19 protein-coding genes and 1 pseudogene are annotated in these 25,302 nt (G+C 57.4%); 15 read left to right on the top strand and 5 right to left on the bottom strand.

Annotation, left to right across the window (positions count from 1 at the left end):
* Window positions 1-14: 14 nt before the first annotated feature.
* Window positions 15-899 carry a LysR family transcriptional regulator gene (locus tag BST95_RS13855; protein WP_084200189.1) on the bottom strand — a complete coding sequence of 295 codons (885 nt, stop codon included), beginning with the start codon at window positions 897-899 and terminating at the stop codon, window positions 15-17.
* Window positions 900-1,025: 126 nt separating this feature from the next.
* Here BST95_RS13855 and cysC point away from each other — a divergent pair, with 126 nt between their 5' ends.
* The 3 genes from cysC (at window position 1,026) to BST95_RS13840 (ending at window position 3,879) form a co-directional block, all read left to right on the top strand.
* Window positions 1,026-1,643: an adenylyl-sulfate kinase gene (gene cysC, locus BST95_RS13850; protein ID WP_084200188.1), complete on the top strand. Its 618-nt coding sequence runs from the start codon at window positions 1,026-1,028 to the stop codon at window positions 1,641-1,643.
* Between the two features lie 13 nt (window positions 1,644-1,656).
* A complete protein-coding gene (sat, locus tag BST95_RS13845; protein ID WP_084200187.1) occupies window positions 1,657-2,844 on the top strand; it encodes a sulfate adenylyltransferase in 1,188 nt (395 codons plus the stop codon).
* A gap of 78 nt (window positions 2,845-2,922) precedes the next feature.
* Window positions 2,923-3,879, top strand: coding sequence for a DHH family phosphoesterase (locus BST95_RS13840; protein ID WP_084200186.1), 957 nt, complete (start codon window positions 2,923-2,925; stop codon window positions 3,877-3,879).
* On the opposite strand, the gene BST95_RS13835 is transcribed toward BST95_RS13840, so the two are convergent.
* Entirely contained in the window at window positions 3,876-6,215 is a 2,340-nt protein-coding gene (locus BST95_RS13835) for a putative bifunctional diguanylate cyclase/phosphodiesterase (RefSeq protein WP_084200185.1), read from the bottom strand. The genes BST95_RS13840 and BST95_RS13835 overlap by 4 nt on opposite strands.
* A gap of 281 nt (window positions 6,216-6,496) precedes the next feature.
* On the opposite strand from BST95_RS13835, the gene BST95_RS13830 reads away from it, so the two are divergent.
* Window positions 6,497-7,810, top strand: coding sequence for a BamA/TamA family outer membrane protein (locus BST95_RS13830; protein ID WP_229801573.1), 1,314 nt, complete (start codon window positions 6,497-6,499; stop codon window positions 7,808-7,810).
* Window position 7,811: 1 nt separating this feature from the next.
* Here the strand turns inward: BST95_RS13830 and BST95_RS13825 are convergent, their stop codons facing one another.
* On the bottom strand, window positions 7,812-8,912 hold the full coding sequence (locus BST95_RS13825) for an alkene reductase (protein WP_084200184.1): 1,101 nt from the start codon (window positions 8,910-8,912) through the stop codon (window positions 7,812-7,814).
* Window positions 8,913-9,088: 176 nt separating this feature from the next.
* On the opposite strand from BST95_RS13825, the gene BST95_RS13820 reads away from it, so the two are divergent.
* Window positions 9,089-10,813, top strand: coding sequence for an SLC13 family permease (locus BST95_RS13820; protein ID WP_084200183.1), 1,725 nt, complete (start codon window positions 9,089-9,091; stop codon window positions 10,811-10,813).
* Here BST95_RS13820 and BST95_RS13815 read toward each other — a convergent pair.
* The gene (locus BST95_RS13815) at window positions 10,810-11,655 is read right to left on the bottom strand and encodes an alpha/beta hydrolase family protein (protein WP_084200182.1); all 846 of its coding nucleotides are present in this window, start codon (window positions 11,653-11,655) and stop codon (window positions 10,810-10,812) included. The two genes, BST95_RS13820 and BST95_RS13815, sit on opposite strands and share 4 nt — an antisense overlap.
* Before the next feature lie 162 nt (window positions 11,656-11,817).
* Between BST95_RS13815 and BST95_RS13810 the strand changes: the two genes are divergently transcribed.
* From BST95_RS13810 to BST95_RS13800, 3 genes are all read left to right on the top strand, one after another.
* On the top strand, window positions 11,818-12,453 hold the full coding sequence (locus tag BST95_RS13810) for a nuclear transport factor 2 family protein (protein WP_102106137.1): 636 nt from the start codon (window positions 11,818-11,820) through the stop codon (window positions 12,451-12,453).
* A 3-nt stretch (window positions 12,454-12,456) separates the two neighbouring features.
* Window positions 12,457-13,521 (top strand): alkene reductase, encoded by a 1,065-nt coding sequence (locus tag BST95_RS13805; protein WP_084200181.1) that lies wholly within the window; start codon window positions 12,457-12,459, stop codon window positions 13,519-13,521.
* 79 nt (window positions 13,522-13,600) lie between these two features.
* Window positions 13,601-14,527: an NAD-dependent epimerase/dehydratase family protein gene (locus tag BST95_RS13800; protein ID WP_205737276.1), complete on the top strand. Its 927-nt coding sequence runs from the start codon at window positions 13,601-13,603 to the stop codon at window positions 14,525-14,527.
* On the opposite strand, the pseudogene BST95_RS13795 reads toward BST95_RS13800, so the two are convergent.
* Window positions 14,528-15,285: pseudogene (locus BST95_RS13795) on the bottom strand (SDR family NAD(P)-dependent oxidoreductase).
* A 122-nt stretch (window positions 15,286-15,407) separates the two neighbouring features.
* On the opposite strand from BST95_RS13795, the gene BST95_RS13790 reads away from it, so the two are divergent.
* The 7 genes from BST95_RS13790 to BST95_RS13760 all read left to right on the top strand — a co-directional run bounded on the left by BST95_RS13790 (window position 15,408) and on the right by BST95_RS13760 (window position 25,116).
* Window positions 15,408-16,436, top strand: a complete 1,029-nt coding sequence (locus tag BST95_RS13790; protein WP_084200180.1) for a helix-turn-helix domain-containing protein — start codon at window positions 15,408-15,410, stop codon at window positions 16,434-16,436.
* Between the two features lie 94 nt (window positions 16,437-16,530).
* Entirely contained in the window at window positions 16,531-17,283 is a 753-nt protein-coding gene (locus BST95_RS13785) for an SDR family NAD(P)-dependent oxidoreductase (RefSeq protein WP_084200179.1), read from the top strand.
* Window positions 17,284-17,702: 419 nt separating this feature from the next.
* Window positions 17,703-19,493, top strand: a complete 1,791-nt coding sequence (locus BST95_RS13780; RefSeq protein WP_169843950.1) for a DUF1302 domain-containing protein — start codon at window positions 17,703-17,705, stop codon at window positions 19,491-19,493.
* Window positions 19,494-19,543: 50 nt separating this feature from the next.
* Window positions 19,544-20,905, top strand: a complete 1,362-nt coding sequence (locus BST95_RS13775; RefSeq protein ID WP_084200177.1) for a DUF1329 domain-containing protein — start codon at window positions 19,544-19,546, stop codon at window positions 20,903-20,905.
* An 84-nt stretch (window positions 20,906-20,989) separates the two neighbouring features.
* A complete protein-coding gene (locus tag BST95_RS13770; RefSeq protein ID WP_066051109.1) occupies window positions 20,990-22,066 on the top strand; it encodes a WD40/YVTN/BNR-like repeat-containing protein in 1,077 nt (358 codons plus the stop codon).
* Window positions 22,067-22,090: 24 nt separating this feature from the next.
* The gene (locus BST95_RS13765) at window positions 22,091-24,487 is read left to right on the top strand and encodes an efflux RND transporter permease subunit (RefSeq protein WP_084200176.1); all 2,397 of its coding nucleotides are present in this window, start codon (window positions 22,091-22,093) and stop codon (window positions 24,485-24,487) included.
* Window positions 24,487-25,116: a DUF3313 domain-containing protein gene (locus BST95_RS13760; RefSeq protein ID WP_084200175.1), complete on the top strand. Its 630-nt coding sequence runs from the start codon at window positions 24,487-24,489 to the stop codon at window positions 25,114-25,116. The genes BST95_RS13765 and BST95_RS13760 overlap by 1 nt, the downstream gene beginning before the upstream one ends.
* Window positions 25,117-25,302 lie beyond the last annotated feature (186 nt).

Below are 25,302 nucleotides of genomic sequence, written 5' to 3'. Positions count from 1 at the left end.
AAGCCTATCTTAGTTCAGGTGTCGACGGAGCGACAGGTATCCATCCAGTAGCTCACCGACTCGATTGGGTAGCGCTGCCTGGGCAGGACGAAGTAAAAGCTACGACGCAGATCGCGGCGGGGCAGGGTCAGTGGCACGAGATCGCCATTGGCGAAATTGCGCTCCAGTACAATGCGGGACAGACAGCCGATGCCCAGGCCCGATTCTACGGCATTTTTAATCGCTTCATTGTGCATGAACTCCATATAAACGTTCAGCTCCGAAAGCAATCCCGCCATGGCACGGTCGAAGGTGTGACGAGCACCGGAATCCGGCTCGCGCAATATCCATGCTGCCTCGCGAATATCCCGGGTCGATAGGGTCTTTTTCTCCGCCAGTGGATGATTGGCCGCGCAGAACACCACCAGTTCATCGTCTCGCCAGGGAATCAGTTCCAGTTCCCGGTGCTGATACTCGCCTTCGATCATGCCGATATCGACCTCGTAGTTGAGGACTTTGGCCACAATTTCCGGGGTATTGGCGATCTCCAGGCGGACGTCGGCCTCGGGATACTTGCCAAGATAGCCGGCCAGGTAACGGGTGGCGAGATGGTTGCCTATGGTAAAGCTCGCGCCAACCTTGATGTGTCCCAGTGACTGGTGCGTATGCAAAAGGTCTTCAAAATGCTGGCAGTGGGCGAGCAGCGATTCGGCTTCCTTGCGGACCGTGTGCCCCGTGGCATTTAGAGACAGCTTATTACTGGCGCGATCAAACAGCGGTATGGCGTAGCCCTGTTCGAGGTTGAGCAGGGCCTCACTGGCCGCTGACTGTGACATATGCAGCTCAGCTGCTGCGCGCGAGATGTTCTCGTGCCGGGCAACGGCGAGAAAGACCTGGAGTTGTTTGAGGGTATATTTCATCTTCGTGTAGCGGCGGACTTACCGCCGGAAAAACCGATACTGGTATCCATAATATCCTGTTTTACATATAGCTGTAACGTGCGTAAGCTGCGCCGATCTCATTATCCCAACAGACAGGACCCTACCATGGCTGAACAAAAAGCAACCAATGTGCACTGGCACGAAGGCGATATCACCAGAGAGCACCGCGAAAAGCTGTTGGGACACAAAGGCGCCACTTTGTGGTTCACCGGATTGTCCGGTAGCGGCAAAAGCACGGTGGCGGTGGAACTCGAGGGTATGTTGCACGAACGCGGTGTGGCCTGCTATCGCCTCGACGGCGACAACGTCCGTATGGGTATCAACAAGAACCTTGGCTTTTCCGCCGAAGATCGTGCCGAGAACATTCGTCGTATTGGCGAGGTGGCCAAGTTGTTCGTCGACAGTGGCCAGATTGCACTGTCGAGCTTTGTGAGCCCCTATAAGGCAGACCGTGACGCGGTGCGGGTACTCCACGAAGAAGCCGGCATGGACTTTATTGAGATCTTTGTCGATTGTTCACTCGAAGCCGCTGAAGCGCGCGACCCCAAGGGCTTGTACAAGAAGGCCCGGGCCGGCGAAATCAAGAACTTCACCGGTATTGACGATCCCTATGAGGCGCCCGCAAACCCTGAGCTGCACCTGCACTCTGACCAGCAGTCGCTGGAAGAAGAAGTCAACCTGATCCTCGACCTGCTGCGTGAGCGCGGCATTGTCACCAAGTAAACCGGAGAAAAGCATGATCAAGCCCCATGGTTCTGATGAACTGAACCCCCTGTACGTCGCCGACGATGCCCAGCGTGCAGCACTGCTCACTGAGGCAGAGTCGCTGCCCTCTATTTTGCTGAACTCAGCCGCTGCGGCAAATGCAGTGATGCTCGGTGGCGGTTATTTCAACCCGCTTACGGGTTACATGAATCTCGCGGATGCTATGAGCGTCGCGGAATCCATGACCACCAGCAGCGGCGTATTTTTCCCGGTGCCCGTGGTTAACATGACCGATGAAAGTGGTGTCGAGGCCGGTAGCCGCATTGCCTTGCGCGACCCCAATGTCGAAGGCAATCCCGTGCTTGCCATTATGGATGTAGAGGCGGTTGAATCCGTCAGCGATGAGCAGATCGATTTTATGGCGGAGAAGATCTTCCGCACGCTCGACGGTCAGCACCCGGGTGTCGCGACCTTCAAGAGCCTCGGCAAGACGCTGCTGTCCGGTCCGATTCAGGTGCTTAACTTCTCTTATTTCCAGGCGGAGTTCCCCGAGACTTTCCGGACTGCGGTGGAAATTCGCGAGGAGATTGCCAAGCGTGGCTGGGAGAAGGTAGTGGCCTTCCAGACCCGCAATCCCATGCACCGTGCTCACGAAGAACTGTGTCGCATGGCCAAGGACGATCTGAACGCCGACGGTATTCTCATCCACATGCTGCTCGGTAAGCTCAAGCCCGGTGACATTCCAGCGGATGTACGCGACGCTGCAATTCGCAAGATGGTGGATGTGTATTTCCCCGAAAACACCGTCATGATTACCGGCTACGGCTTCGACATGCTGTATGCAGGACCACGCGAAGCCGTGCTGCACGCAGTGTTCCGCCAGAACTGCGGATGTACTCACCTGATTGTGGGTCGCGATCACGCGGGTGTGGGAGATTACTACGGTGGCTTTGACGCTCAGACGATCTTTGACGAAGAAGTGCCTGCGGACGCGCTTGAGCTCGAAATCTACAAGGCCGATCACACCGCATACAGCAAGAAGCTGAACAAGGTTGTGATGATGCGCGACGCGCCTGACCACTCCAAGGATGACTTTGTACTCCTTTCCGGTACCGCAGTACGCGAGATGCTGGGTAAGGGCATTGCGCCGCCCCCGGAATTCTCCCGACCTGAAGTCGCCAAGATTCTGTCCGACTACTACCAGAGTCTCGATAGCTAGCACAGCGTATCGCGGCCATTGGCTGACCCGCCTGGGCGCGGGACGGCCAATGGTCGCGATTTTTTTTGGAGGTATAGAATGGATTACGATGTTTTTAACGGCGATGCCGATGGTATTTGTGCGTTGCTTCAGTTGCGCAAAGCGGAGCCCCGTGATGCCCAACTGGTGACCGGAGTGAAGCGCGATATCAATCTGCTCAGTAAGATTGATCCTGCGGCGGGTGATAGGCTCACTGTGCTCGATATTTCGATGGACAAAAACAAACAGGGCCTGGCCACAGCACTGGAGGCCGGCGCTGAAGTGTTTTATGTCGATCATCATTTCCCGGGTGATATTCCTGAGCATGCGTCTCTGGTGAGCTTGATCAATGAGTCCCCTGACGTGTGCACGGCGGCGCTTGTCAATGGCCATCTGCAGGGTGCCTACCTGGACTGGGCGGTTACCGGTGCCTTTGGCGACAACCTCAAAGAGACTGCACGGACTCTCGCCAAGGGGCTGGATATCGCCAGTGAAGATCTGGATCGTCTGGAGAAGCTGGGTACGTATATCAATTACAACGGCTATGGCCCGGCCATTGCCGACCTGCACTTTGATCCTAAGGATCTTTATCTTCACCTGGCCGAAGCGCAAAGCGCCCTCGATTTTGTCAGCGCCTCTGCGCACTTCCGTACCCTGGCCGAAGGCTACACCCAGGACATGGGGGCAGCGGAGGCATTACAGGCCTCACTGGCGAGCGCTGAGGTGGCGATTTTCATGCTGCCGAATGAAGCCTGGGCGCGGCGGGTTAGCGGTGTATTCAGCAATGATCTTGCAACGGCCAATCCCGAGCGTGCTCACGCCGTACTCACAGCCAAGGACAACGGCAACTATCTGGTCAGTGTGCGTGCACCGCTGGCGAACAAGCAGGGCGCCGCGGAATTGTGTATGCAATTTCCTACCGGTGGTGGTCGAGCTGGAGCTGCGGGAATCAATGATCTACCCGCCGATCAACTTGAAGCATTTGAGGCCGCCTTTCAGGCGGCCTATGGCGCCTAGGGGAGGGTGTTGGCCGGGGGCTGCGATTCAGCGAGTCGCTGCACCTGGTCGACAAAATGCCAGGGGGAAAGCATGGGTTTGAGTTCATCTGCGGTTACCGGCGGACTGAACAGATAACCCTGGAGGAACCCGGCGCCATTTTCCGTCAGGAACTTGAACTGCGCGTGGGTTTCTACCCCAGTCACCAATACCCTCAGCCCCAGGCTACGCGCCATGGCGATGATTGCCACAATGAGTTTAGCGCCGGCTTCGCTGCGGCCGCTGTCGAGGAGAAATTCGCGCGCTATCTTGATCTCGTCCAGCGGGTATTGGCTTAGATAGGTCAACGGTGAGTAACCCGTGCCGAAATCATCGACCGACAAATACACGCCGGTGTCTTTCAACGCCCGCAGGGCTTCAACGGTTTCCTCGTCATTGCTGGTCATAATGCCTTCGGTCAGCGCCAGTTCGAGTTGCTCGGGTGCAATGCCAAACTGACGTATTACCTGGTTTACACGCGCAACAAATTCTGTGCCGAACTGTAGTGCGGAAATGTTAATGGCCACTTTCTGCAGCTTGAGGCCTGCCCGATTAAAGGCCTGTACCTGCTGGCAGGCCTGCACCAGTACCCAGTCACCGAGTTGGTCGATCACGCCGATTTCCTCGGCCAGGCGAATAAAGTCGCCGGGCGGGATCATGCCTTCTTCCGGATGCTCCCAGCGCAGCAGGGCCTCAACACCGGCCACGGAGCCTGAACGTGTGTCCACCTGGGGCTGGTAGTGCAGCGACAGCTCATCGCGTTCTATGGCTCTGCGCAGGTCTGCTTCCAGGCGCAGCCGGCTCTGGCCTTGCTCACCCATACTTTCGCTGTACATTTCGATCCCCGCGCGGGGAGTCTTCTTGGCATGCCATTTTGCCGCGCTGGCGGCCAAGAGCAGTTCCTCGACGTCAGCCCCGTGCAGTGGCGCTATGGCGATTCCGATAGCAGGCTTGATAACCAGCTCATGGTCATCGATGTAATAGGGCGCCTCCAGCGCTGCCACCACTCGCTGCGCAGCTTGCAAGGCAGCTTTATCGGACTCTACTTCATTGAGCACAACCGTAAACTCGTCGCCGCCGAGACGAGACACCGCAATGTCTGCATCGCTGTTCACCAGGTGGCCAATGCTATCGCTCTCGCGCACGGTTTCGTTCAAGCGGCCCGCCACCTGCTGCAGCAGATGATCGCCCGCGCTGATCCCGAGTGAGTCATTAACCCGTTTGAATTCGTCCAGGTCGATAAACAGCAGCGCCAGATTATGCTGATTGCGGTGATTGAGCTTGAGAAGTAAGTCCAGTTGTTCGGCAAACAGTTGGCGGTTAGGTAATTGCGTGAGCTTGTCGTAATTAGACAAGTGGTGGAGTCGGCTGCGGGTCTTCTTGACCTCGCCCACGACTTTATTGAGCTGTGCATTGCGTTCCGTCAGTTGCGAGTTGCGCTCTTCGACCTTAAGGCTGAGGAGGCGGTTGCCGATCTCCTGTTCCGCTTTGAAGTTCTTTATGCCGCCAAGTACGGTATTAATAATCCGCGCAACCTCCTGCATTTCGCCGCCACCCTCGAGGTGGATCGGCCCCTGCATGTTGCCGGCGGCAACATCATTGGCAATGTCGCCCAATTGCTTGAGTGGCCGGGTAATACGACGCCCCACCAGCCATGCGGCAATACAGCAGAGCAATACCAGTGCAGCTACCCAGAGCATTACCGTGGCGGCAGCGAACAGGGCGGCAGCATTGAGCGGCGTTCGATCCAGGACGAGGTGGAGATAGCCAATCACCCACTGGCTCTTATCGCGCGTTGCATCGGTCAGTGCCAGGGCAAAATCCGCCTCGGTGAGGAGTCGTTCAGCGGGGTTGACCAGGGTGAATACAGGCAGGCTGTAATAAATGGGTTCGTCAGCGGCCAGCACTGAGTTGAACCATGTGGGGGTGATGCGATCACCGTCACTGGCAAATGCGACGAGTACTTCATCCACCGTCAGTGCATCGCCGCGGACCCTGTCGAAATCTGTGGCAATGAACCCGCGCCCGGCAGGGCTCTTCAGTGTCGAAATCTCGACCCCGGTGTTGTTGTAGATAACGCCGCCACTAATGGCGGGGTCCTGAAAGAACAGCTCGATGACGTCGGCCATCGCCGCGCTGTCGTTGCGATAGATATGGAATTGCAGATCGGGGCGCGCCTCTAGCCCACTGGCAGCCGTCGTGGTGATTTGGTTGAGCTGAATCTGGTAATCGCGCAAGCCTGCGGCACCGCTCGCAAGTATGCCTAGTGTGACTGCACCGAGCACGAATACCATATTGAGACGGGTGATTATGCTCATCGGCCCAATATCCTGCACATGCCGCTATCGGCCTGCCCCGGTACTTCATCAACTGCCATGTTTGCGTCCCGTTGTGCCCCGTCATAGCGGGGGTGGTATCGCGGTCGTTAGCCGTACATCCTGTATAGGCTCGCGCGATTTGACCGTTTCAAACTAGCATGAGCCAAGCGCGCCGCGCAATAAATGACGACTGATTACGATGTATTCCCGGGCAGCGCTAGTCGCTGGACTGGAGATCGCCGATAATGTCCGCCACAGACCTTTTGTCGGCCGAAGCAACAATGAATAGATACGCCTCTATCGTTCTTATTTTGTCCTGCATGCTGGCCACCGTGGCGCAGGCCCGGCCGCCGGTGCAGGTGAAGTCGGCGGTGGACCGTCTGGAGAACACCGGTTCACTCGGGGAATACATGGTGCTGCCTTATGCGTTCGCGGCGGAGAGTACTGACACCGTGCTGGGAGTCGGGGGTATGCGCAAGGGCTTTTATCAAGATCAGATGCTCGTAGGCGGCATTGCCTTTGCGGGCGAAGAGAGTTGGGGAGCGTTTGCCGGTGTCTGGGATTACAACACGCCCTGGTCAGATCGCTTGTTTGTGTCAGTCACCGGCATGCTGGGCTACTACCCGCAACACCGCGCCTACACCTGGCCTCGTGAACTGGATCTGCCGCCGGATGTGATACGTCCGGGGGCCAACGATTCCAGCGAGGATCTTTTTCTCGAGTCCAGCGGCGATAGTAACTGGTGGGAGATGCGCTTTGACTATGTGCTGCCAACGGGCAAAGGTCGTGATTCAGCCATTGCCCACTATGAGCTGGAGGGTGGCCTTCTGGTTTCTGAAGGTAGTGGCGGCCCGCAGTGGAATCCGTTGGAGCATGGCGTGACGGTGGCGACGTTGCGCCAATACAACCGCTATCAGAGCTTCGAGTACGAGCGGGCCGGTGATCTGGACGGCACTATTCATGCGTTTGAGCTGGGGCTGTTGCACGACAATACCGATTTTCCGATTAATCCCTCCCAGGGAAGTTGGCAGTATATGGCCTTGCACCACGATCCAGCCTGGCTCGATTCTGAAGATCAATGGACGTTTGTCGAGGCAGAGGCCGCCAAATACGTGCCCCTTGGCGAGGATCGCTTCGCTCGCCAGCGAGTGCTGGCGCTCAATGCCTGGACAGGCTATTCGCCGAGCTGGCGAGAGACGACCAACGATATTGGTGGCGTGCGTATCGAGGATGCGCCACCGTATCTTGAGGGGGCAAGCCTGGGCGGCTTTTATCGCATGCGCGGGTATCGGGATGCCCGCTTCCACGATAAGGCTTCAATCTATGCCAGCGCGGAGTTGCGCTATACGCTGCGCTACAACCCGGTTAAAGACGTGGATTGGCTCCGGTTCCTGCGCCTGGACTGGTTCCAACTGGTGGGCTTTGTTGAAGGGGGCAGGGTAGCGCCAGACTACGACTCAGAACTGCTGGAAGACTGGCACAGCGATGTGGGGCTAGGCCTCAGGGCGATGACGGGCGGTATTGTGGTGCGCTTTGATGTCGGTTGGTCCGACGAAGGCAGTAATGCCTGGGTGATGGTGGGGCACCCGTTCTAGCTCATTCCGACGCTGCAGGCTGATCGCTGTAGCCTTCACCGGCCCCGCCATACCAGAACACCGGTTCAATATCGTCATTAAGTGGCTGGCCGCTGGCATGCCGCGCTACCCAATCCGGTGTCGACATCAACGGCCGGCCGATAGAGACAGCCTGGGCGTGACCACTGGCCAGGGCAGTGCGGGCGCTTTCGAGGTCATAGCAGCCATTGGCCACCAGATTACCGCGGTAGAGCTTGCGCAGGTCGACTGGCGAGAAGCCCAGATCTGAGCCACCGCCGGTATCCACTGCCAGCGAGTCAAAGCCCCGCTCGACAATTTCCAGAAACGCCAGTGGGCGCTTGTCCAGTTCACTCACCGCATGGCTGAAGATCGACTCGGGATGACTGTCACTGCAATCCCAGGTCACCGTAAACGGAGACAGGCGCACCGAGGTGCGCTCACCGCCAATGGCATCGCACACAGCGTCGGTTACTTCAAGCAGGAAGCGGGCGCGATTTTCCACGCTGCCGCCGTAGTCGTCCTCGCGCTGATTCACCCCGTCTCGCAGGAACTGATCGATCAGGTAGCCACTGGCTGCGTGGATTTGTACGCCGTCAAAGCCCGCCTCGATGGCATTAAGGGCCCCCTGGCGATACTGGTTGACGACACCGGCAATTTCATCTCTCGTCAGCGCCCTCGGTGGGGTGCAGGGCTCAAAACCATCGGCCGTAAAGGTGTTGACCTCACCGGCGGTTGCCGAAGACGACACGGGTTGCTCATCGTTTGCCTGCATTTTGCTGTGCGAAACCCGGCCCACGTGCCATATCTGGCAGATGATGCGCCCGCCGGCGGCGTGCACTGCATCGGTAACCCTGCGCCAGCCTGCGATCTGCTCTGCGGTATGGATGCCCGGGGTGGCGATAGAGCCAGTGCCCTGGTCTGACACTTGAGTGGCTTCGGTGATAATCAGGCCGGTGCCCGCACGCTGTCGGTAGTAGTCGACCATGATGTCGTTAGGCACGCGCTCCGGTGCCCGGGCGCGGGTCATGGGCGCCATCAAGAAATGATTGGCCATGGCAAAACTTCCCAGCGTGACGGGGGAGAAGGGGTCTGCTGTGCTCATGATTCGGTCCTGGTTATTGTTAAGGCGCAGGTATTATTATCGCCAAGCGAGGTGTCGCGCCAGCGCTGACTGGCGATACCGCTCCGGGGTCTGCGACGTCATACCGCGCCCCGCCTGTTGTCGCCGACCACGACAAACGGATATGCTTGGCGTTTTATCCAAGGGCGTGTTGCTTAATGATTGACCAGCTGCTGATTGCCGGAGTGTTTATAGCTCTGCTGGCCAGTCTCATTTTCACCGATTGGCCGGCGGTATGGGTGTTTGTGTGCTCCATGCTTTCGGCATACTTTCTCGGTCTGGTTGAGACTGAACAGGTATTGGCGAAAGCGTCCAACATGGGGCTGATGACGCTGATTATCCTGCTGCTGGTCTCCGTGGGCCTGGAAAAGTTGTCCTGGCTCACTCGATTGTCCGGCAAGTTGATCACCCAGGGCTATGCGGCCAGCCTGTTGCGCCTCGGTGCTGTCACAGCGTTTTTCTCTGCCTTCGTCAACAATACGGCCGTCGTTGCAACGCTTGCGCATACCGTGCGCAGTAATCGGCACCACCCTGCGTCGCGTCTTCTCATCCCTCTGTCCTATGCCGCCATACTGGGCGGTACGATGACCCTCATAGGCACCTCAACCAACCTGATTGTCAGCAGTTTCCTGGAAGATGCTACCGGCGAAGGGCTGGCGTTTTTCGACTTCTTCCTGGTGGGTCTGCCTGTCACATTGATCGGATTAGTGGTCATTGTATTGAGTTCTAGATTGCTGCCGAGCAGCAGCGCCGAGCAAATCGATATCAATGAGTATCTCATCGAGGCCGAGGTCGAAGCCGACTCCGAACTTGTCGGTAAAAGCATTCTCGATAATGGCCTGCGTGAGCTCGACGATTTGTTCCTCGTGGAGATCGTGCGCGGAGAACATTTGATTTCACCGGTGGCGCCAACAGAGTTCATCGAGGCCGGCGACAAACTGATCTTCTCTGGTGATGTCAAGCAGGTGAACGCCTTGGAGGCGTTTCCGGGCTTGCGCCTGTTTGCGATAGAGGAGGGCTTGCTGCGTGAGAATATGACCGAGGTCATCGTCATGCCCAATGCCTCAATTGAGGGCAAGACCATCAAGGACAGCGGCTTCCGTTCACTGTTCGACGCGGCGGTGGTCGGTATACGTCGGGGTGGTAAGCGGCTGTCCGGTAAGCTCGGGAATATCACTATTCAGGCCGGTGACAATCTGATGCTGGCCGTGGGCGCCGACTTCAATGAGCGCAAGAATCTCGACAAAAATTTTGTGGTCATCGATAACACGGTCAGTGGCGCAGCAGCGACTCCCGCTCAGAACTACTTTATTACTGCGACCCTGGTAGCAGTGGTGGCGATGGCAACTGCGGGCCTGGTGCCACTCATTAAGGGCATGGCATTTCTGCTGGTGTGTATGCTGGTCATGGGCGTGGTGCGCGGTTCCGAATTGCGTCGCCGCTTCCCCTTTGAACTGTGGTTGATTATCACCTCGGCGCTGACGCTTTCCCAGGCGGCCACCAATGCCGGCGTTGTTGCGGGGCTGGCTGATTTGCTCCATGTGGCTCTGGGCGGATTGGGTCCCTGGGCGGCTATGGCGGGCATATACTTCGGCACCTTGCTGCTCACCGAATTAATGACGAACAACGCGGCCGCAGCCCTGGTCTTCCCGATTGCGTTCGGCCTGGCAGAGAGCTTTGGTATCGATGTCATGCCAATGGTGATGGCGGTGGCATTCGGCGCCAGCGCGAGCTTCCTGACGCCCTATGGTTACACGACCAATCTCATGGTCCAGAACATCGGTGGTTACAGCCTGCGCGATTATTTCCGCAGCGGTCTGCCATTGTCGATTTGCTATTCAGCTGCGGTGTTGGTGCTTATCCCGATGGTATTCCCGTTCTAGCTGACTAGTTTCGCCAGCCAGTCGACTATGCTGAGCCTGGCGCCGTCAGGTTGACGTGCCCACTGAGTGTGCCCCAGGTAGTCTCCCTGTTCAGCTTCTCCCAACCTTATGCGGGTAATACGATCCTGCTGAAAGGGCATGCGCGCTCGCATGAGCGCCGTTTCGGTGGTAAAGCTGTCGCGCTCCAACTCCAGCGCCAGCACGGGGCCAGTGTAGGCTCCGCGGGTGGCGAGATCTGTATGTTTGTCATAGTTGAAGTCGCCGCTCAGCGCCCACTGGCGCCACTGCGCCATCATGGCGGTGGACTCGCGCGACCCGAAGCCCAACAGGTCGCCTGGATAGTAGCCGGGAATGAACTTGAATACGGGAATCATTGCGCACAGAAATTTTAATAGCCGACGCTGTGCCGCCGGGAAATCGTCGCAATAGGGGAAAGCACAGGCCAGATGAACAACCCCGGCCAACTGACGGGGGTTACGGGCCGCGTAAATGGTGGTCAGGTGTCCGCCCAGGCTATGTCCTCCCATCACCAACGGTCGCCCCGGGCATTGTTGCTCCAGCCATTCAAGGGCAGCAGGTATGTCGTAGTCGAGCATGTCGTCGAGGGAGTAGCGGCACCGATAGCCCGGGCGCAACGAGCTTGTCCCGTGGCCGCGCTGTTCCATAATGGCAACCGGATGACCGGCAGCGGACAGCTGTGATGCCAGCGTCCTGTATAGCTTGGCCTGAATCCCAAGAGCAGGCAGGAGTAACAGGCATTGGCCCTCGCCGTCAGAGGGAAACCAGTGCAGGGGGATATCGCTGCCATCGGCAACGCGCAGTTGATGAATGATTACTTGCATAGTGGTGTCTTGTTGGGCTGGTTCGACACTATAACTATCTGAACCTCAGCGCCAGAAAATACGCGTGAGCGCTAAAGACAAGCTATGTGAGCGCAATGGTCGTTGACCCGATTCGGTCGGGGCTTCTATGCTCGGGTATCACGAATAAGCAAGGCGTATCCCATGGCATCATTGGAGCAGCGGATCGATCGACTGGAGTCGCTCGACGAGATCCGCCAATTGGCCGCCAAGTATTCTCTGTCGCTGGACATGCGCGATCTGGATGCGCATGTAAACCTGTTCGCCCCGGATATTCGGGTAAGCCGTGAGTTGTCTGGCCGCGCCCATCTGAAACGCTGGCTAGACGATACGCTGCGGCTGCAGTTCACCGGCACCTCGCACCATATTGGCAATCACATTATCGAGTTCGATAGCGCAGATTACGCCCGGGGTGTTGTGTATTCCAAGAACGAGCACGAGACGCCCCGTGGCGACGGCGGCACCGAGTGGGTCATCATGCAGATGCTGTACTGGGACAATTACGAGCGTATCGACGGCCGCTGGCTGTTTCGGCGTCGGCTGCCCTGTTACTGGTACGCGACCGACCTGAACAAGCCGCCGGTGGGTGACAATAAAATGCGCTGGCCGGATCGCGAACCCTATGCCGGGGCCTACCATGATCTATGGCCTTCCTGGCAAAGCTTCTGGGCGCATCCGCCCGGGGTCGATGAACCGCAGGTCGCTCCACCAGCGCCGCTGGATGCCTTTCTTACCACTATGCGCCGGTGCGCCCCGGAACCAAGAATTCGGGTACGTTGAACCATGCATGACGCCTTGTTTGAAGCTGCGCAGCTAGGTGACCTGAAGCTGCGCAATCGTATTGTGATGGCGCCGATGACGCGCAGCCGTGCCGGCGAAAACGGTATGCCGACTGATGTGATGGTGGACTACTACCGGCAGCGCGCCAGTGCCGGCCTCATCATCAGCGAGGGTATCGCTCCCAGCGCCAGTGGGCTGGGCTACTGTCGCACGCCGGGCATCTACAACGCGGAACATGTTCAGGCTTGGCGTCGGGTGACGGACGCTGTACATGCCGAGGGCGGGCTGATGGTGGCGCAGATCATGCACGTCGGTCGTGTTTCAAGCGCGTACAACAAGCCAGCAGGCAGTGCCACGATTGCACCATCGGCAATACAGGCCCGAGGTGAAATCTATACTGATCAGGCGGGTATGCAGCCCCTGGACGAACCCGTGGCGCTGGCACTCGATGATATTCCCAGGGTGATTGAGGAGTATCGACGGGCCACTATCATGGCGCGTGAGGCCGGATTCGATGGAGTTGAGCTGCACTGCACCAGCGGTTATCTGCCTGCGCAGTTTCTCTCGACGGGCAGCAATCAGCGGCAGGATGCCTACGGTGGTAGCGCCAGTCATCGCTGTCGATTTGTGCTGGAAGTGCTGGAGGCGATGACTTCGGTGGCGGGCGCGGGGCGGGTGGGCATGCGTATCTGTCCGGACAATCCCTTTAACGACCTGGCAGATGACGACCCTAAAGAGACCTTCGATACAATGCTGGCTGCCGCGGCCTCGCTGAAACTGGCCTATTTACACACCATCCGTTTGCCATCGGGGCGCGTAGATAACCTGCAACTCGGTCGGCAGTATTTTCCTGACAATCTACTCGCCAATGACGGCTACCGCGCCTCGGAAGCGGCCGCCGCGATTGCCGCCGGCGAAATGCAGGCGGTGTCATTTGGGCGCTATTTCATCGCCAACCCCGATTTACCGCGACGATTGCGAGAGGGTATTGAACTCGCCCGCTTCAACCCGGCAACACTGTATACGCCAGGGTCAGAGGGCTATTCCAGCTACTCGCCGCTGGCCTGAGTCGAAATAAGGCCAGGTGTGGAGAACAAGCTTTTATTACTAGTGTTATAGCGATCAATAACAACAATGAGGAGCAACAATGACAGCAACACCCGTAGACCTGACAGGACGTAAAATGCTCATTACCGGCCCCACCGGGCAGGTAGCGTTACCTGTGGTAGAGCATTTCGCCAAAATCGCCGATGTGTATGCGCTGGCCCGTTTTTCAAAGCAGGAGGACCGCGATCGCATTGAGGCGCTAGGTGCCAAAGTTATCGCTGCCGATCTCGCTGATCGCGATACGCTCACCGCCGTTCCTGAAGATATTGAATATGTACTGAACTTTGCCGTCGTGAAAACCGGCAATTTCGAATACGACCTGAAAGCCAATGGCGAGGGTGTGGGTAACCTGATGCTGCGCTGCCGCCGCGCCAAAGGCTTTCTGCATTTTTCATCGACGGCGGTTTACGACCATGAAGAAGGACAGAGGCCGCGCGTGGAAAATGCGCCGCTCGGTGATAGCCACCGCGATATGTTTCCGACCTATAGCATCTCCAAAATCGCCGCCGAAACCGTGTGTCGGTTTACCGCCAGGCAGTTTGATATTCCGGCGACAATCGCCAGGCTCAGTGTTCCCTATGGCGACAATGGCGGGTGGATGTATTTCCACTTGCTGATGATGCAGCAGGACATGGCCATTGATGTCCACCCAGAGCGACCGAATTATTTCAATCCATTGCACGCGGACGATTACATCGAGAAAATTCCCTATTTGCTCGGGACCGCTTCGACGGAGGTCACAACGGTCAATTTTGGCGGTTCAGAGAAAGTCTCGGTAGAAGAGTGGTGTGAGTATATTGGCGAGCTCACAGGGCTGACGCCGAACTTTAACGAAAACCCCAAGGCCTTTGGTTCGCTGGCGATCGACCCGACGTATATGCACGAACTTATTGGCCCCACCCGGGTGAGCTGGCGCGATGGTATCCGGCGCCAGATTGAAAACCTCGCACCAGAGGCACTGATCTAATCAGCGTATAGCGCCTCCGCCATCCACCGAGAGAATCTGTCCGGTGATGAACGAGGCGCGATCGCTGCACAGAAAGACCACCGCCTCGGCAATTTCGTCCGGTTCACCCAGTCGATTGAGCACGGCGGTTTTCTTCAGCCCTTCGGCCTTGTCCGGCTGTTCTTCAAAGTACTTCTCAACGCCGGGGGTTCGAATCACGCCGGGTGACACGGCGTTAATGCGAATGTTGTCCCGGCCGTATTCGCCGGCGGAGCTTTTGGTGAGCAGATTGACGCCACTTTTGGCCGCGGCGTAGGCAGTATTAAACGCCTGACCGCGCAGGGATGCATTGGAGGAAATGTTGACGATGGCACCGCCGCCTGCAGCCTGCATTGCAGGGATTTCGTACTTCATGCACAGCCAGGTGTTGGTCAGGCACATTTCCAGTGTCTGGTCGAAGACCTCGCGCTCGTAGAGGTGGATAGGGCCAGAGCCGGGCTCAGGGCAGCGCTGTTGCAGGCAATGTCCAGGCGGCCGAAGTGGCTGACGGCGGTGTCTACCATGGCGGCGACAGAGTCCTCTTTGGAGACATCACCAAATATGAACAGGGCTTCGCCGCCGGCTTCGTTTATCATAGCGGTGGTTTCTTTGCCCATATCGCGATTGAAGTCAGCGACAATGACGCGGGCTTTTTCGCGGGCGAACGCCAGCGCAATGGCTCGCCCAATACCCTGGCCGGCGCCGGTGACGAGACCGATTTTATCTGCAAGTAGAGTCATCAAATGTTCCGTTGTCAGGCTCTGGTGCAGTGATGATAACCTTGTTCGTTCAGAGCCGTAGGGCACAAAGAGTCACAATGATAGACATATTCAACCGGGATCGGGTATGGCCGAGATAACCGTTGCCGCGAAAAAGTTCACCCGGCGCGCTGGGGGAGCAGATCAATCTGGCGCCTGCAGCAGTCGCATCGCTGGCGGCAGACGAAGCGCTGCCTGCGCGACAGTATTCCCGTCTTTACGAACTGGCGGTGGGCGAGATGCAAACCCTGAAGCAGCCTATGCCCTGGGCGGCGGGGGTGGGCAGTGAAGCTTTTGCCCTGATGTGTCACTGTATGATTTCCGCGCGCACGCTGGGTGAGGCCCTGCGCCTGGCGGCGCGCTATGAAGCGATGCTTTATCCGATGATCGGCCACTGCGTTGAACTGCGGGAAGATGACGGACGGGCCTGGCTGGGATGCCACATTCGTTTCACCGAACACGGTGCGGTGCTCGCCCCGGAGGGGTGGGACCGCGCTGAATACCAGGATACGGTGGCCAAGGCCTCTGGCCTTCTGGTCTGGCAGGGGTTGTGTGGCCGGATGATCGGTCAGCCGCTGGAAAACAATGCGGTGATAATCGGTGCCGCGTTTCTCAATAGTGCCTATAGCCGCAGTCTGGCGGGTAGCTTAGACTGTGAGCCGGAATTTGATGCCAGTGACAACGGCTTTGTGTTTCCCGCTCATTGGCTGGATCGGCGTGTGGTTCACACGGCAGATTCGTTGCAGAATTTTCTGGACAATGCCATCTATGAGTTGCTGTCGTTTGAACAGCAATCGGCCAGTGCCAGTGCGGCCATCAAATCCCTGATTGCCATTGATCTTCCCTCGGGGTTGCCGTCTTTCACCCGCTTGGCCCAATACCTCAATATGTCTGAATCCAGTTTGCGACGGCGCCTGCAGCGCGAGGACACCACCTACCAGAAGCTCAAGGACGAAGTGCGCTGCGAAGTGGCCATAGACAAGCTGCTCAACGAAGACATTAAGGTGACCGATCTCTCGGATTATCTTGGCTTTACCGAACCCAGTTTCTTTGTGCGCTCCTTCAAGCACTGGACCGGAGAGGCGCCGCGGTCCTATCGCGAGCGCTTGAAGGGTTTTGCCCAGCAACACTGACCCCAGGAGTCTGCAAATTTGAACGCATGGGTTTAGCAGCCAGTCTGCTACCAGCGCATAATATGCAGCACCTATTCACCGAAGAGATTCCAACATGATGTTAAAAGACAAAGTTGCCCTCGTGACAGGCGCGGGGCAGGGCGTGGGGCAGGGCATAGCGCTGGCATTGGCCGCAGAGGGTGCCAGGGTTGCCGTCACGGGGCGTACCGAGAGCAAACTTGAGACCACCTGTGAGTTGATTCGCGAACGCGGTGGCGACGCACTGCCGGTCGTATGTCAGGTGAAAGACGAGGCATCGCTGGCTAACTGTGTCGAGGCGGTGGTCGATCATTTTGGCGGGTTGCAGATTCTGGTGAACAACGCCCAGGAGGTGCCGCTGGGTGAACTTCATCAGGTCACTGATAAAGCCTTTATAGCAGGGTTCGAGTCCGGGCCGCTCGCCACAATGCGTATGATGAAGCTGTGTTATCCGCACCTCAAAGGCGACGGATGCATCATCAATCTGGGGAGTTCTTCGGCCAAGCGCTGGGACATTAATGGTTTTGGTGCCTACGCCGCCACCAAGGAAGCCATCCGCGCTCTGAGCCGGGCCGCTGCCTGTGAATGGGGCCCGGAGGGCATCCGAACTAACGTCATACTGCCCCATGCCAAGTCTCCGGGCCTGGAATGGTGGACACGCGAGTATCCCGAGCAGGCCGAGGAATTCATCCAGAGCATTCCCCAGCGGCGCATCGGTGAATGTGAGGAAGATATTGGTCGATTCGTTGCCCTTTTGTGCAGCGAAGGCTCCTCCTATATCAACGGCCAGTCTATCGCCGTTGATGGTGGCCAGTCCCTGATCGGCTGAGGTCACTTCCCCCTGGGGCAGGCTTTGCCGGGCAGTGCAGGTTTACAAACCCCCGTATTGGCCTAAAATCACAAAAGCCTGTCCCATATCAATATCTTGGCGTTCTGTTATGTATTGTAATATCGTCCGCGGATAACGATCTGGTTTAACTTGTTGCCCTGTGTTCAGTTCTGGGGCGGAGTGACAGGTCAGTTTTGCCCCTGGGTATGGGGCTGTTGTCGATGGGTTTATAAAACGCACCGCAGGCACCGGGCGCAGAATCGTCCACAATAATCAGCCTATCCGACAACCCAAAGCGTATGAATGGCACCGGAGTAACGCCGCTCTTCAGGGCGTGAATGACGGGCCGAATAACAATACAGGCGGCTATGCCGTCACACGAATACACAATGCAATACCTACTCGCAGAGGGAAGTAACATGAAAAAGAAGCTGCTAGCACTGTCGGTTCTTACCGCCATCAGCACGCAGGCTCAGGCGTTCCAGTTCGATACATCAGATGATTGGGAAGTACGTTGGGATAACACCATCAAGGGTAACCTGATGGTGCGTACTGAGGATCAGGACAAGCAGATCACAACACCGCATTGTGCCTATAAGGGCTGTGCCTGGTGGCTTGCTGATGACAACACCCTGTCTGTCGACAAAGGCGATATCGTCAGCTCCCGTATCGACATCCTCTCCGAGTTCGATGTGATCTACAAAATGGATTACGGTTTCCGAATCAGTGCCGCTGGTTGGTACGACTATGCCTACAAGGACAGCGACCACCCGAGCGACCGCATTGCCACCTGGGCAAGCGCCAGCGTGTCACCCGGTGAATACACTGACGCCGCCGATGACTATCACTACTTTGGCGGCGAAATTCTTGACGCCTTTGTGTTTGGTAACTGGGACATCGGTGAGACCTCGCTGGGTGTTCGCGCCGGTCGCCACACCATTTACTGGGGTAACAGCCTTCTCGCCGTAGGTGCTATCAACGGCTTCGGTGGCTCCATGTCGCCCATCGACTTTAACAAGGCGCTGTCTGTACCGGGCTCCGAGGCCAAGGAGTTGTTCCTGCCCACCGCCAAGATCTCTGGCGTGTGGCAGCTCACAGACAACCTGACCGCCAACGCGTTCTACAATTTTGAGCACGAGCGTCACCGCCTGCCGGAAACGGGTACGTTCTTCAACCCGGCAGCCGGCCTCACCGAGAACACTGACTTTGTCGTATTTCCGCCCACTATCATTGGTGAAGACCTGACCAATCCGCTGCGTGCCGGTTACCGGGTAGACCACAAAGACCGCACTGAATCCGGGGACTGGGGTGTTAACTTCCAGTACTGGATAGATGCCTGGGCGCTGGAAACCAGCTTTATCTATATGAATGTGGTAGATCGCAACCTGCATGGCCTCGCCGCGGGTGCCGACTTTAACCGCACCTTCCCGCTGCTGGCTGGTGGTGTATACCCCGACCCCACGCCCGGCTGGGATGAAGGCGCCCGCGCCATCGGTGATGGCTACTGGGTGTTTACCGAAGATATGGACGTCATGGGTGTTTCCTTTGCCAAGGAAATCGCCGGCATCAGCTTCGGTCTGGATATTGTGTACCGCCCCGATACGGCTATGGCGCCTGAACTCGCCGCTGCTCTGACCCGCGCTTACAACGTCCCCGAGCCGCTGGAAGGCCTGGTGCAGGGCCTCGGCTTTGACGTGATTCGCAATGGCGACACCGAATTCCTGGATCTCTATACCTCCGACAACACAGTAGCGCCCCTGGGCGATACCTGGTCAGTGGTCTTAAACGGCGTAGGCCTGTTGGGCGACAATGGCCTGTGGGAAGGTGGTAGTTACATCTTCGAAGTGACTGCGGCTATGCTGGATGACTGTACAGAGAACTGCAAACTGCTGGATCAACGTATCAAGGAAGGTCGAGTAGTGACGAGCCTGGCGGGTGTGTTCCGTCCCACCTGGTATCAGGTGTGGCCCGGCATTGATCTGACCATTCCGATGAGCGTGAACTACACCATCGATGGCGAGAAGTCGCCCTTCACCTTTGGCGGTGACGAAGAGGGTGGAAGTGCCAGCCTGGGTGCTGAGCTGAGCATTAACCAGACCTGGACCGCGCGCGCAGCCTACAACTGGCGCTTCGGCCCGGTACTGGCTGGCATCGGTGGTCTGCTGACTGACCGCGATAACTTCGCTGTGACCGTTAAGCGTACTTTCTAATACTAATACTGAACTATAACGAACGAATAGCTGTAGACGAGGAATTCAACATGTTGCAGAAGAAAACCCTGGCAGCCCTGGGCCTGAGCGCCCTGATTTCCGGTGCTGCCTTTGCCGCAGTATCGCCTGAACAAGCTGCACGTCTGGGCCAGGACCTCACGCCCATGGGCGCTGAGGCCGCCGGCAATGCCGATGGCTCCATTCCTGCCTGGAACCCGCAAGGTTCACCGATCCCCGCAGGCTTCGTGGAAGGCTCAGACAATTACATCGATGCCTACCCTGATGACGAAGTGTTGTTCACTATCGATGTGAACAATTACAAGGACCACGCCGAGAACCTCACCGAGGGCACCGTGGCGATGTTCGAAAAGCTGGGTGCCGACGGCTTCAAGATGGATGTCTACCAGAGCCGTCGCGATTTCGTGACGCCTGACTGGGTGTACAACAACACCGAGAAAAACGCCACCGGTGCAACCCTGGAAGATGCCGGCCAGCGGGTAGCCAATTCCTATCCGGGCGTGCCTTTCCCGATTCCCCAGAGCGGCCTGGAAGTGCTCTGGAATCACCTGACGCGCTATCTGACCGACCACTCGGTGACGTATGACACCTACTACGTCAGCTCAAACGGTAAGCCGATTCTGTCGACGACCGGCTTCATGACCAACGTGATGCCCATGTACCGCACGCCGGACAAGATCATGGACGACACCCCGTGGTTGAAACTGCGCATCAACTACAAGGCACCTGCGCGCCGCGCAGGTGAGATTCTGCTGGTGCACGAACCGGGCGCTGACTTTACCAAGGGCAAGGGCCGCAAAGCCTGGCAGTATCTGACCGGCCAGCGTCGTGTGCGCCTGGCGCCAGCGGTATCGTTTGATACGCCTAACCCCGGTGTTGCCGGTACATCCACCTACGACGACTCGTTTATCATCAATGGATCTCCCGAGCGTTTTGACTGGAAACTGGTTGGCAAGAAAGAGATGTATGTGCCTTACAACTGCTACGACTTTGTCTTCCAGGCTGAGGTGAAAGACGCGCTGGGCGAGAAGTTCCTCGATCCGGCGCTGATCCGCTGGGAGAAGCACCGCGTGTGGATTGTGGAAGCCAACCTGAAAGACGGCAACCGCCACCTGTACTCCAAACGTCGTTTCTACATCGATGAAGACAGCTGGCAGGGTCTGGCGGCCGAGAACTACGACGGCCAGGGCAACATGTGGCGAGTACAGTACGCCTACGGCGCAAACCTGTATGACATCAAGTCAAACTACCACTTTGCCTATGGTGCCTACGATCTGCTGCAGGGCATCTATAATATCAACACCAAGCCGGCGCCTGGTGGCTTCAAGAATGGCGTAAGCCAGAACGACAAGTACTTCAGTCCCAAGGGCATGGCCCGCGGCGGTGTACGTTAAGTTGGTCTAGCCAAAAGGGGTGCCGTAGGTTGCGGCACCCCTTTTTTGTTTGGCACGCGAACAATTGGATATTCTGAGATGGGAATGAAACGAGCACTATTAGGTTGCTTTCTGGCCCTGGCCATCGCGCCGTGGTCCGGGGTTATGGCCAAGAGCTATGACGTCCTCGAACTGCCGGCGGTGAAGAGTGATTTGGCGGCCAAATCGCTGATCTTTACGATTCGCCAATATCACGGCACCTGGTACGCCACTGGCCATCATGGCCACATTCTCTTCTCGGAGGATGGCGGTGATAGCTGGACCCAGGCTGAAGTGCCGGTGCGCAGCGCACTGCTCGATATCCACTTCCCGACCCCGGAACTGGGTTGGGCCGTGGGCCACGAAGGGGTAATCCTGCATTCGAAGGACGGTGGTCGTACCTGGGAAAAACAGTACGACGGCCTGCGTTACGGTACCGAGGGACTGGAGTTTTATCGGCAGCTCGCGGAGCAGAATCCCGACGACGATCTCTACCCCTATCTCATGGATGAAATGCAGTTCGCTATCGATCAGGGCGCCGACAAACCCTTGTTCAAGGTGTACTTCCACGATGCGAATTACGGCCATGCGCTGGGTGCCTACGGCATGATTCTGCGCACCGAAGATGGCGGCCAGAACTGGATGCATGTGCTGCACAGCATGGAAAACGATTCGTTTTTCCACGTCTTTGACTTCGCTCCGCTGACGGAAGAGGGCAAGTTCTTCCTGGCCGGCGAAGCCGGATTGTTCATGATCGGCGATGCGGTCGCTCAGAAGGGCTCGCTGGTTGAGAATGTTCCCTGGGAGGGGAGTTTCTTTACCGCTGAATCAGCTGCTGACGGTGCCATTGTGCTGGGCGGGCTGCGGGGCAGAATGTTCCGCACGGTTGATGCAGGAGAGACCTGGGCAGAAGTACAGAAGCCACCGGGTAGTTCGCTGGTCGATTCCGTCACGCTCAAGGACGGGCGCATGATCTTCGCCGGCATTGCCGGGGATATGTTTTTTAGCAGCGACAATGGTCAGACCTTTAACTATCTGCCAGTGCGAGCCGGCGGTCGGATTTACACCGTAGAGGATGGGCCGCAAGGCTTCCTGCTAATCGGCGGCCCCGCCGGTATCCAGAAACTCGCACTGCCACAATAACGACGCAAGACCGGAGAGCACAACATGGCGCACGCTGAAAATTCAGACCTGCCGATTATTTCGGATCTCAGCGAATTTGATTTCAATTCGGGCACCTTCCTCGAGAAGTTGGTGTTCAACAACCGGGCGGCGGTCATGGTGCTGTGCGCCCTGGTCACCCTTGTCCTGGGTTTCTTTGCTGTTCAGATCGAGCTGAAAGCCGGGTTTGAGAAAACCCTGCCCAAGGCCCATGAATTCGTGATCAATTATCAGGCCAACAAGAATGACCTCAAGGGCCTGGGTAACAACCTGCGGGTAGTTGTCGCCGTTGAAGAGGGCACTATCTTCACCCGGGAAAACCTCAAGTTCCTGGAAGAGGTGAACGATGCGGTTTTCTTCATTCCCGGCGTTGACCGCAACGGCATGAAATCGCTATTTACGCCGAATACCCGCTGGCGGGTGGTCACCGAGTTGGGCTTTGAGGGCGGGCCGGTGATTCCCGGAGACTTCGATGGCTCGGACGAGTCCATTGCCGAGGTGAAACGCAATATTCTGCGCGCCGGTATCAGTGGCGACCTCGTAGCGAATGATGAAAAATCCGCGGCCATTATTATTCCGCTGCTGGACAACAATCCGGAGACGGGTGAGCGTCTGGACTACGCTGAACTGAGTGACAAACTCGAGGAGATTCGCGCCAAGTATACCGAGGGCGACGACAACCGCTCCATTCATATCATTGGCTTTGCCAAGCTGATTGGCGACCTTATCGACGGTCTGTTCTCGGTGATGATATTTTTTGCGATTGCCGTCGTCATCGCCACAGTACTGCTGTACTGGTATACCCGCTGTCTGCGTTCCACGATTATGGTGATCGCCTGTACCCTCGTGGCGGTGCTCTGGCAGCTGGGCATTCTGGCCATGCTTGGCTACGAACTGGATCCGTTCTCCATTCTGGTGCCGTTCCTCATCTTCGCCATCGGTGTGTCCCACGGTGCCCAGAAACTGAACGGCGTGCTGCAGGATATCGGCCGCGGCACTCACCGCTATATTGCTGCGCGCTATACCTTCCGCCGCCTGTTTCTGGCCGGTGTAACGGCACTGTTGTCTGACGGCGTCGGATTCGCGGTCATGATGATTATCCAGATTCAGGTGATTCAGGACCTGGCGGTAACCGCCAGTATCGGCGTGCTGGTGCTCATTTTTACCAACCTGATTTTGATCCCGATTGTCCTGTCCTACACCGGTGTGGGTAAGACCTGCGCCGAACGTGCCGCACGTCCGCCCAAGTCCATGGAAGAGATGCACGCGGTTTGGCGATTCCTGCTGCTGTTTACCAAGCGCGGACCCGCTACGGCTGCCATAGCCCTGAGTGTGGTGCTGGCGGGCATCGGCATTTACGTGGCCCAGGATTTACAGATCGGCGACCTGGACAAGGGTGCGCCGGAGCTGCGGCCAGATTCCCGGTATAACCAGGATGTGGCCTTCATGATTGAGAACTATTCGGTGAGTACCGATGTGTTCGCGGTTATCGTCAAGACGCCGCTGGACGGCTGTATTGATCACGAGGGCCTGAGCCTCGCCAATGAGCTTGAGTGGCGTCTGCGTCAGGTTGAGGGCGTTGAAGATGTGCGCGGGCTGAACGTGCGTACTCGTGAAATCATGATGGGCATTAACGAGGGCTTCCCCAAGTGGCAGGCGCTGTTCCGCAACCAGGATACCGTGAACTATGCGGTGAGCGAACTGGTAACGCTGGAATATGTGGATCCGGCCTGTTCCATCTGGCCTATGCTGGTGTACCTGGCTGACCACAAGGCGGCGACCTTGACCCGGGTGGTGGATGCTCTTGAACAGTTCAATGCCGACTGGGGCGATATCGAGAAGATTGAGTTCATGGGCGCTGCAGGCAGCTCCGGCTTTGAAGCGGCGACGAATATCGTGGTGAAAAAGGCCAACCGCGAGATGCTGTTTTATGTATACGGCGCCGTTACCCTGTTGTGTATGTTGACGTTCCGCTCCGTGCCCGGCGTCGTGTGCGCGGTATTGCCGCTAATGCTCACCTCCATCCTCTGTGAAGCACTGATGGTGTGGTTGGGTATGGGTGTGAAAGTAGCTACGTTGCCTGTGATTGCCCTCGGGGTGGGCATTGGTGTCGACTATGCCTTATACGTGTTAACGGTGATATTGGCGAAAGAAAAACAGGGGATGGACCTCACCACCGCCTACTACGAAACCCTCAACTTTACCGGGCGGGTAGTGGCTCTGATTGGTGTAACCCTGGCTGCCGGTGTCATCACCTGGGTGATGTCACCGATCAAGTTCCAGGCCGATATGGGCATTCTGCTGACCTTCATGTTCATCTGGAATATGTTTGGTGCGCTGATTTTGATGCCCGCACTGGCCTGCTTCCTGGTCAAACCCAAACCTGACGCGGAGCACGCCTGATGATACGTCGCCTCGCAATAGTGCTTTGCGCGCTCTGGCTTGCAGGGTGTGCGACGCCAGAGGTGGGGCAGGAGGTCGCTCCCGAATTCGCCAGTGAAGGGCTTGTGGCGGTCAGCAACAGCGGTTTTAACGAGGCGTATGTGCTGCCCGATGCCGGTTTGCCTGGCTATCGGGAGGTCGCATTTGACCCGCTCGATCTCAGTCGACTCGAAGTGACCCAAACCACAGTGACGGGCACCACCCGCAACCAGTGGCAATTGACACCCGAGCGCGAGCAGGCGCTTATTGCCTCCTGGCAGGGTGCCGCTACCCGGGCTTTCGATGACTACCCCCGTGAGGGCGACAAGGCTCGGCTGACGTTGTCAGCAGCGCTGCTACAGGTAGCTCCGGGCAGGGGTGTGGCCAGTGAAACAGCCGCCAGCGGGGCACCGATTTACGGTACGTCGGATGTTGTGGATATTAGTGCGGAATTTCGTGTGCACGATGCTGACAGCGGCCAGTTACTGGCGGTGATTCGCGATCGGCGCACGATCGCGTCGCTACAGTGGGGCAGGGCGGCCGGCCCGGATCTGGCCGACCTGTTTAATCGTTGGGCAGCGCTAATGCATACCCGGGTTTCGGGGCGCTAGTTCAGCGACCGTAGCGGTCCGATCCCAGATCCGCTTCCACGTGGCTGTTACCCAGTGCTTCCTGCAGCACGCCTGCGGCCAGAATGGCGACGCCCATAGAGACGATATAGGTCATGGTCTTTCCCTCGTAGGTTGCGCCGGCTTGTTCTGCCGGCCTCGAGACTTAATGTAGGGCCAGTTGCACTA

This window comes from Halioglobus japonicus (assembly GCF_001983995.1).
GTDB lineage: Bacteria > Pseudomonadota > Gammaproteobacteria > Pseudomonadales > Halieaceae > Halioglobus > Halioglobus japonicus.
This window is presented reverse-complemented; position numbering and strand designations above follow the sequence as displayed.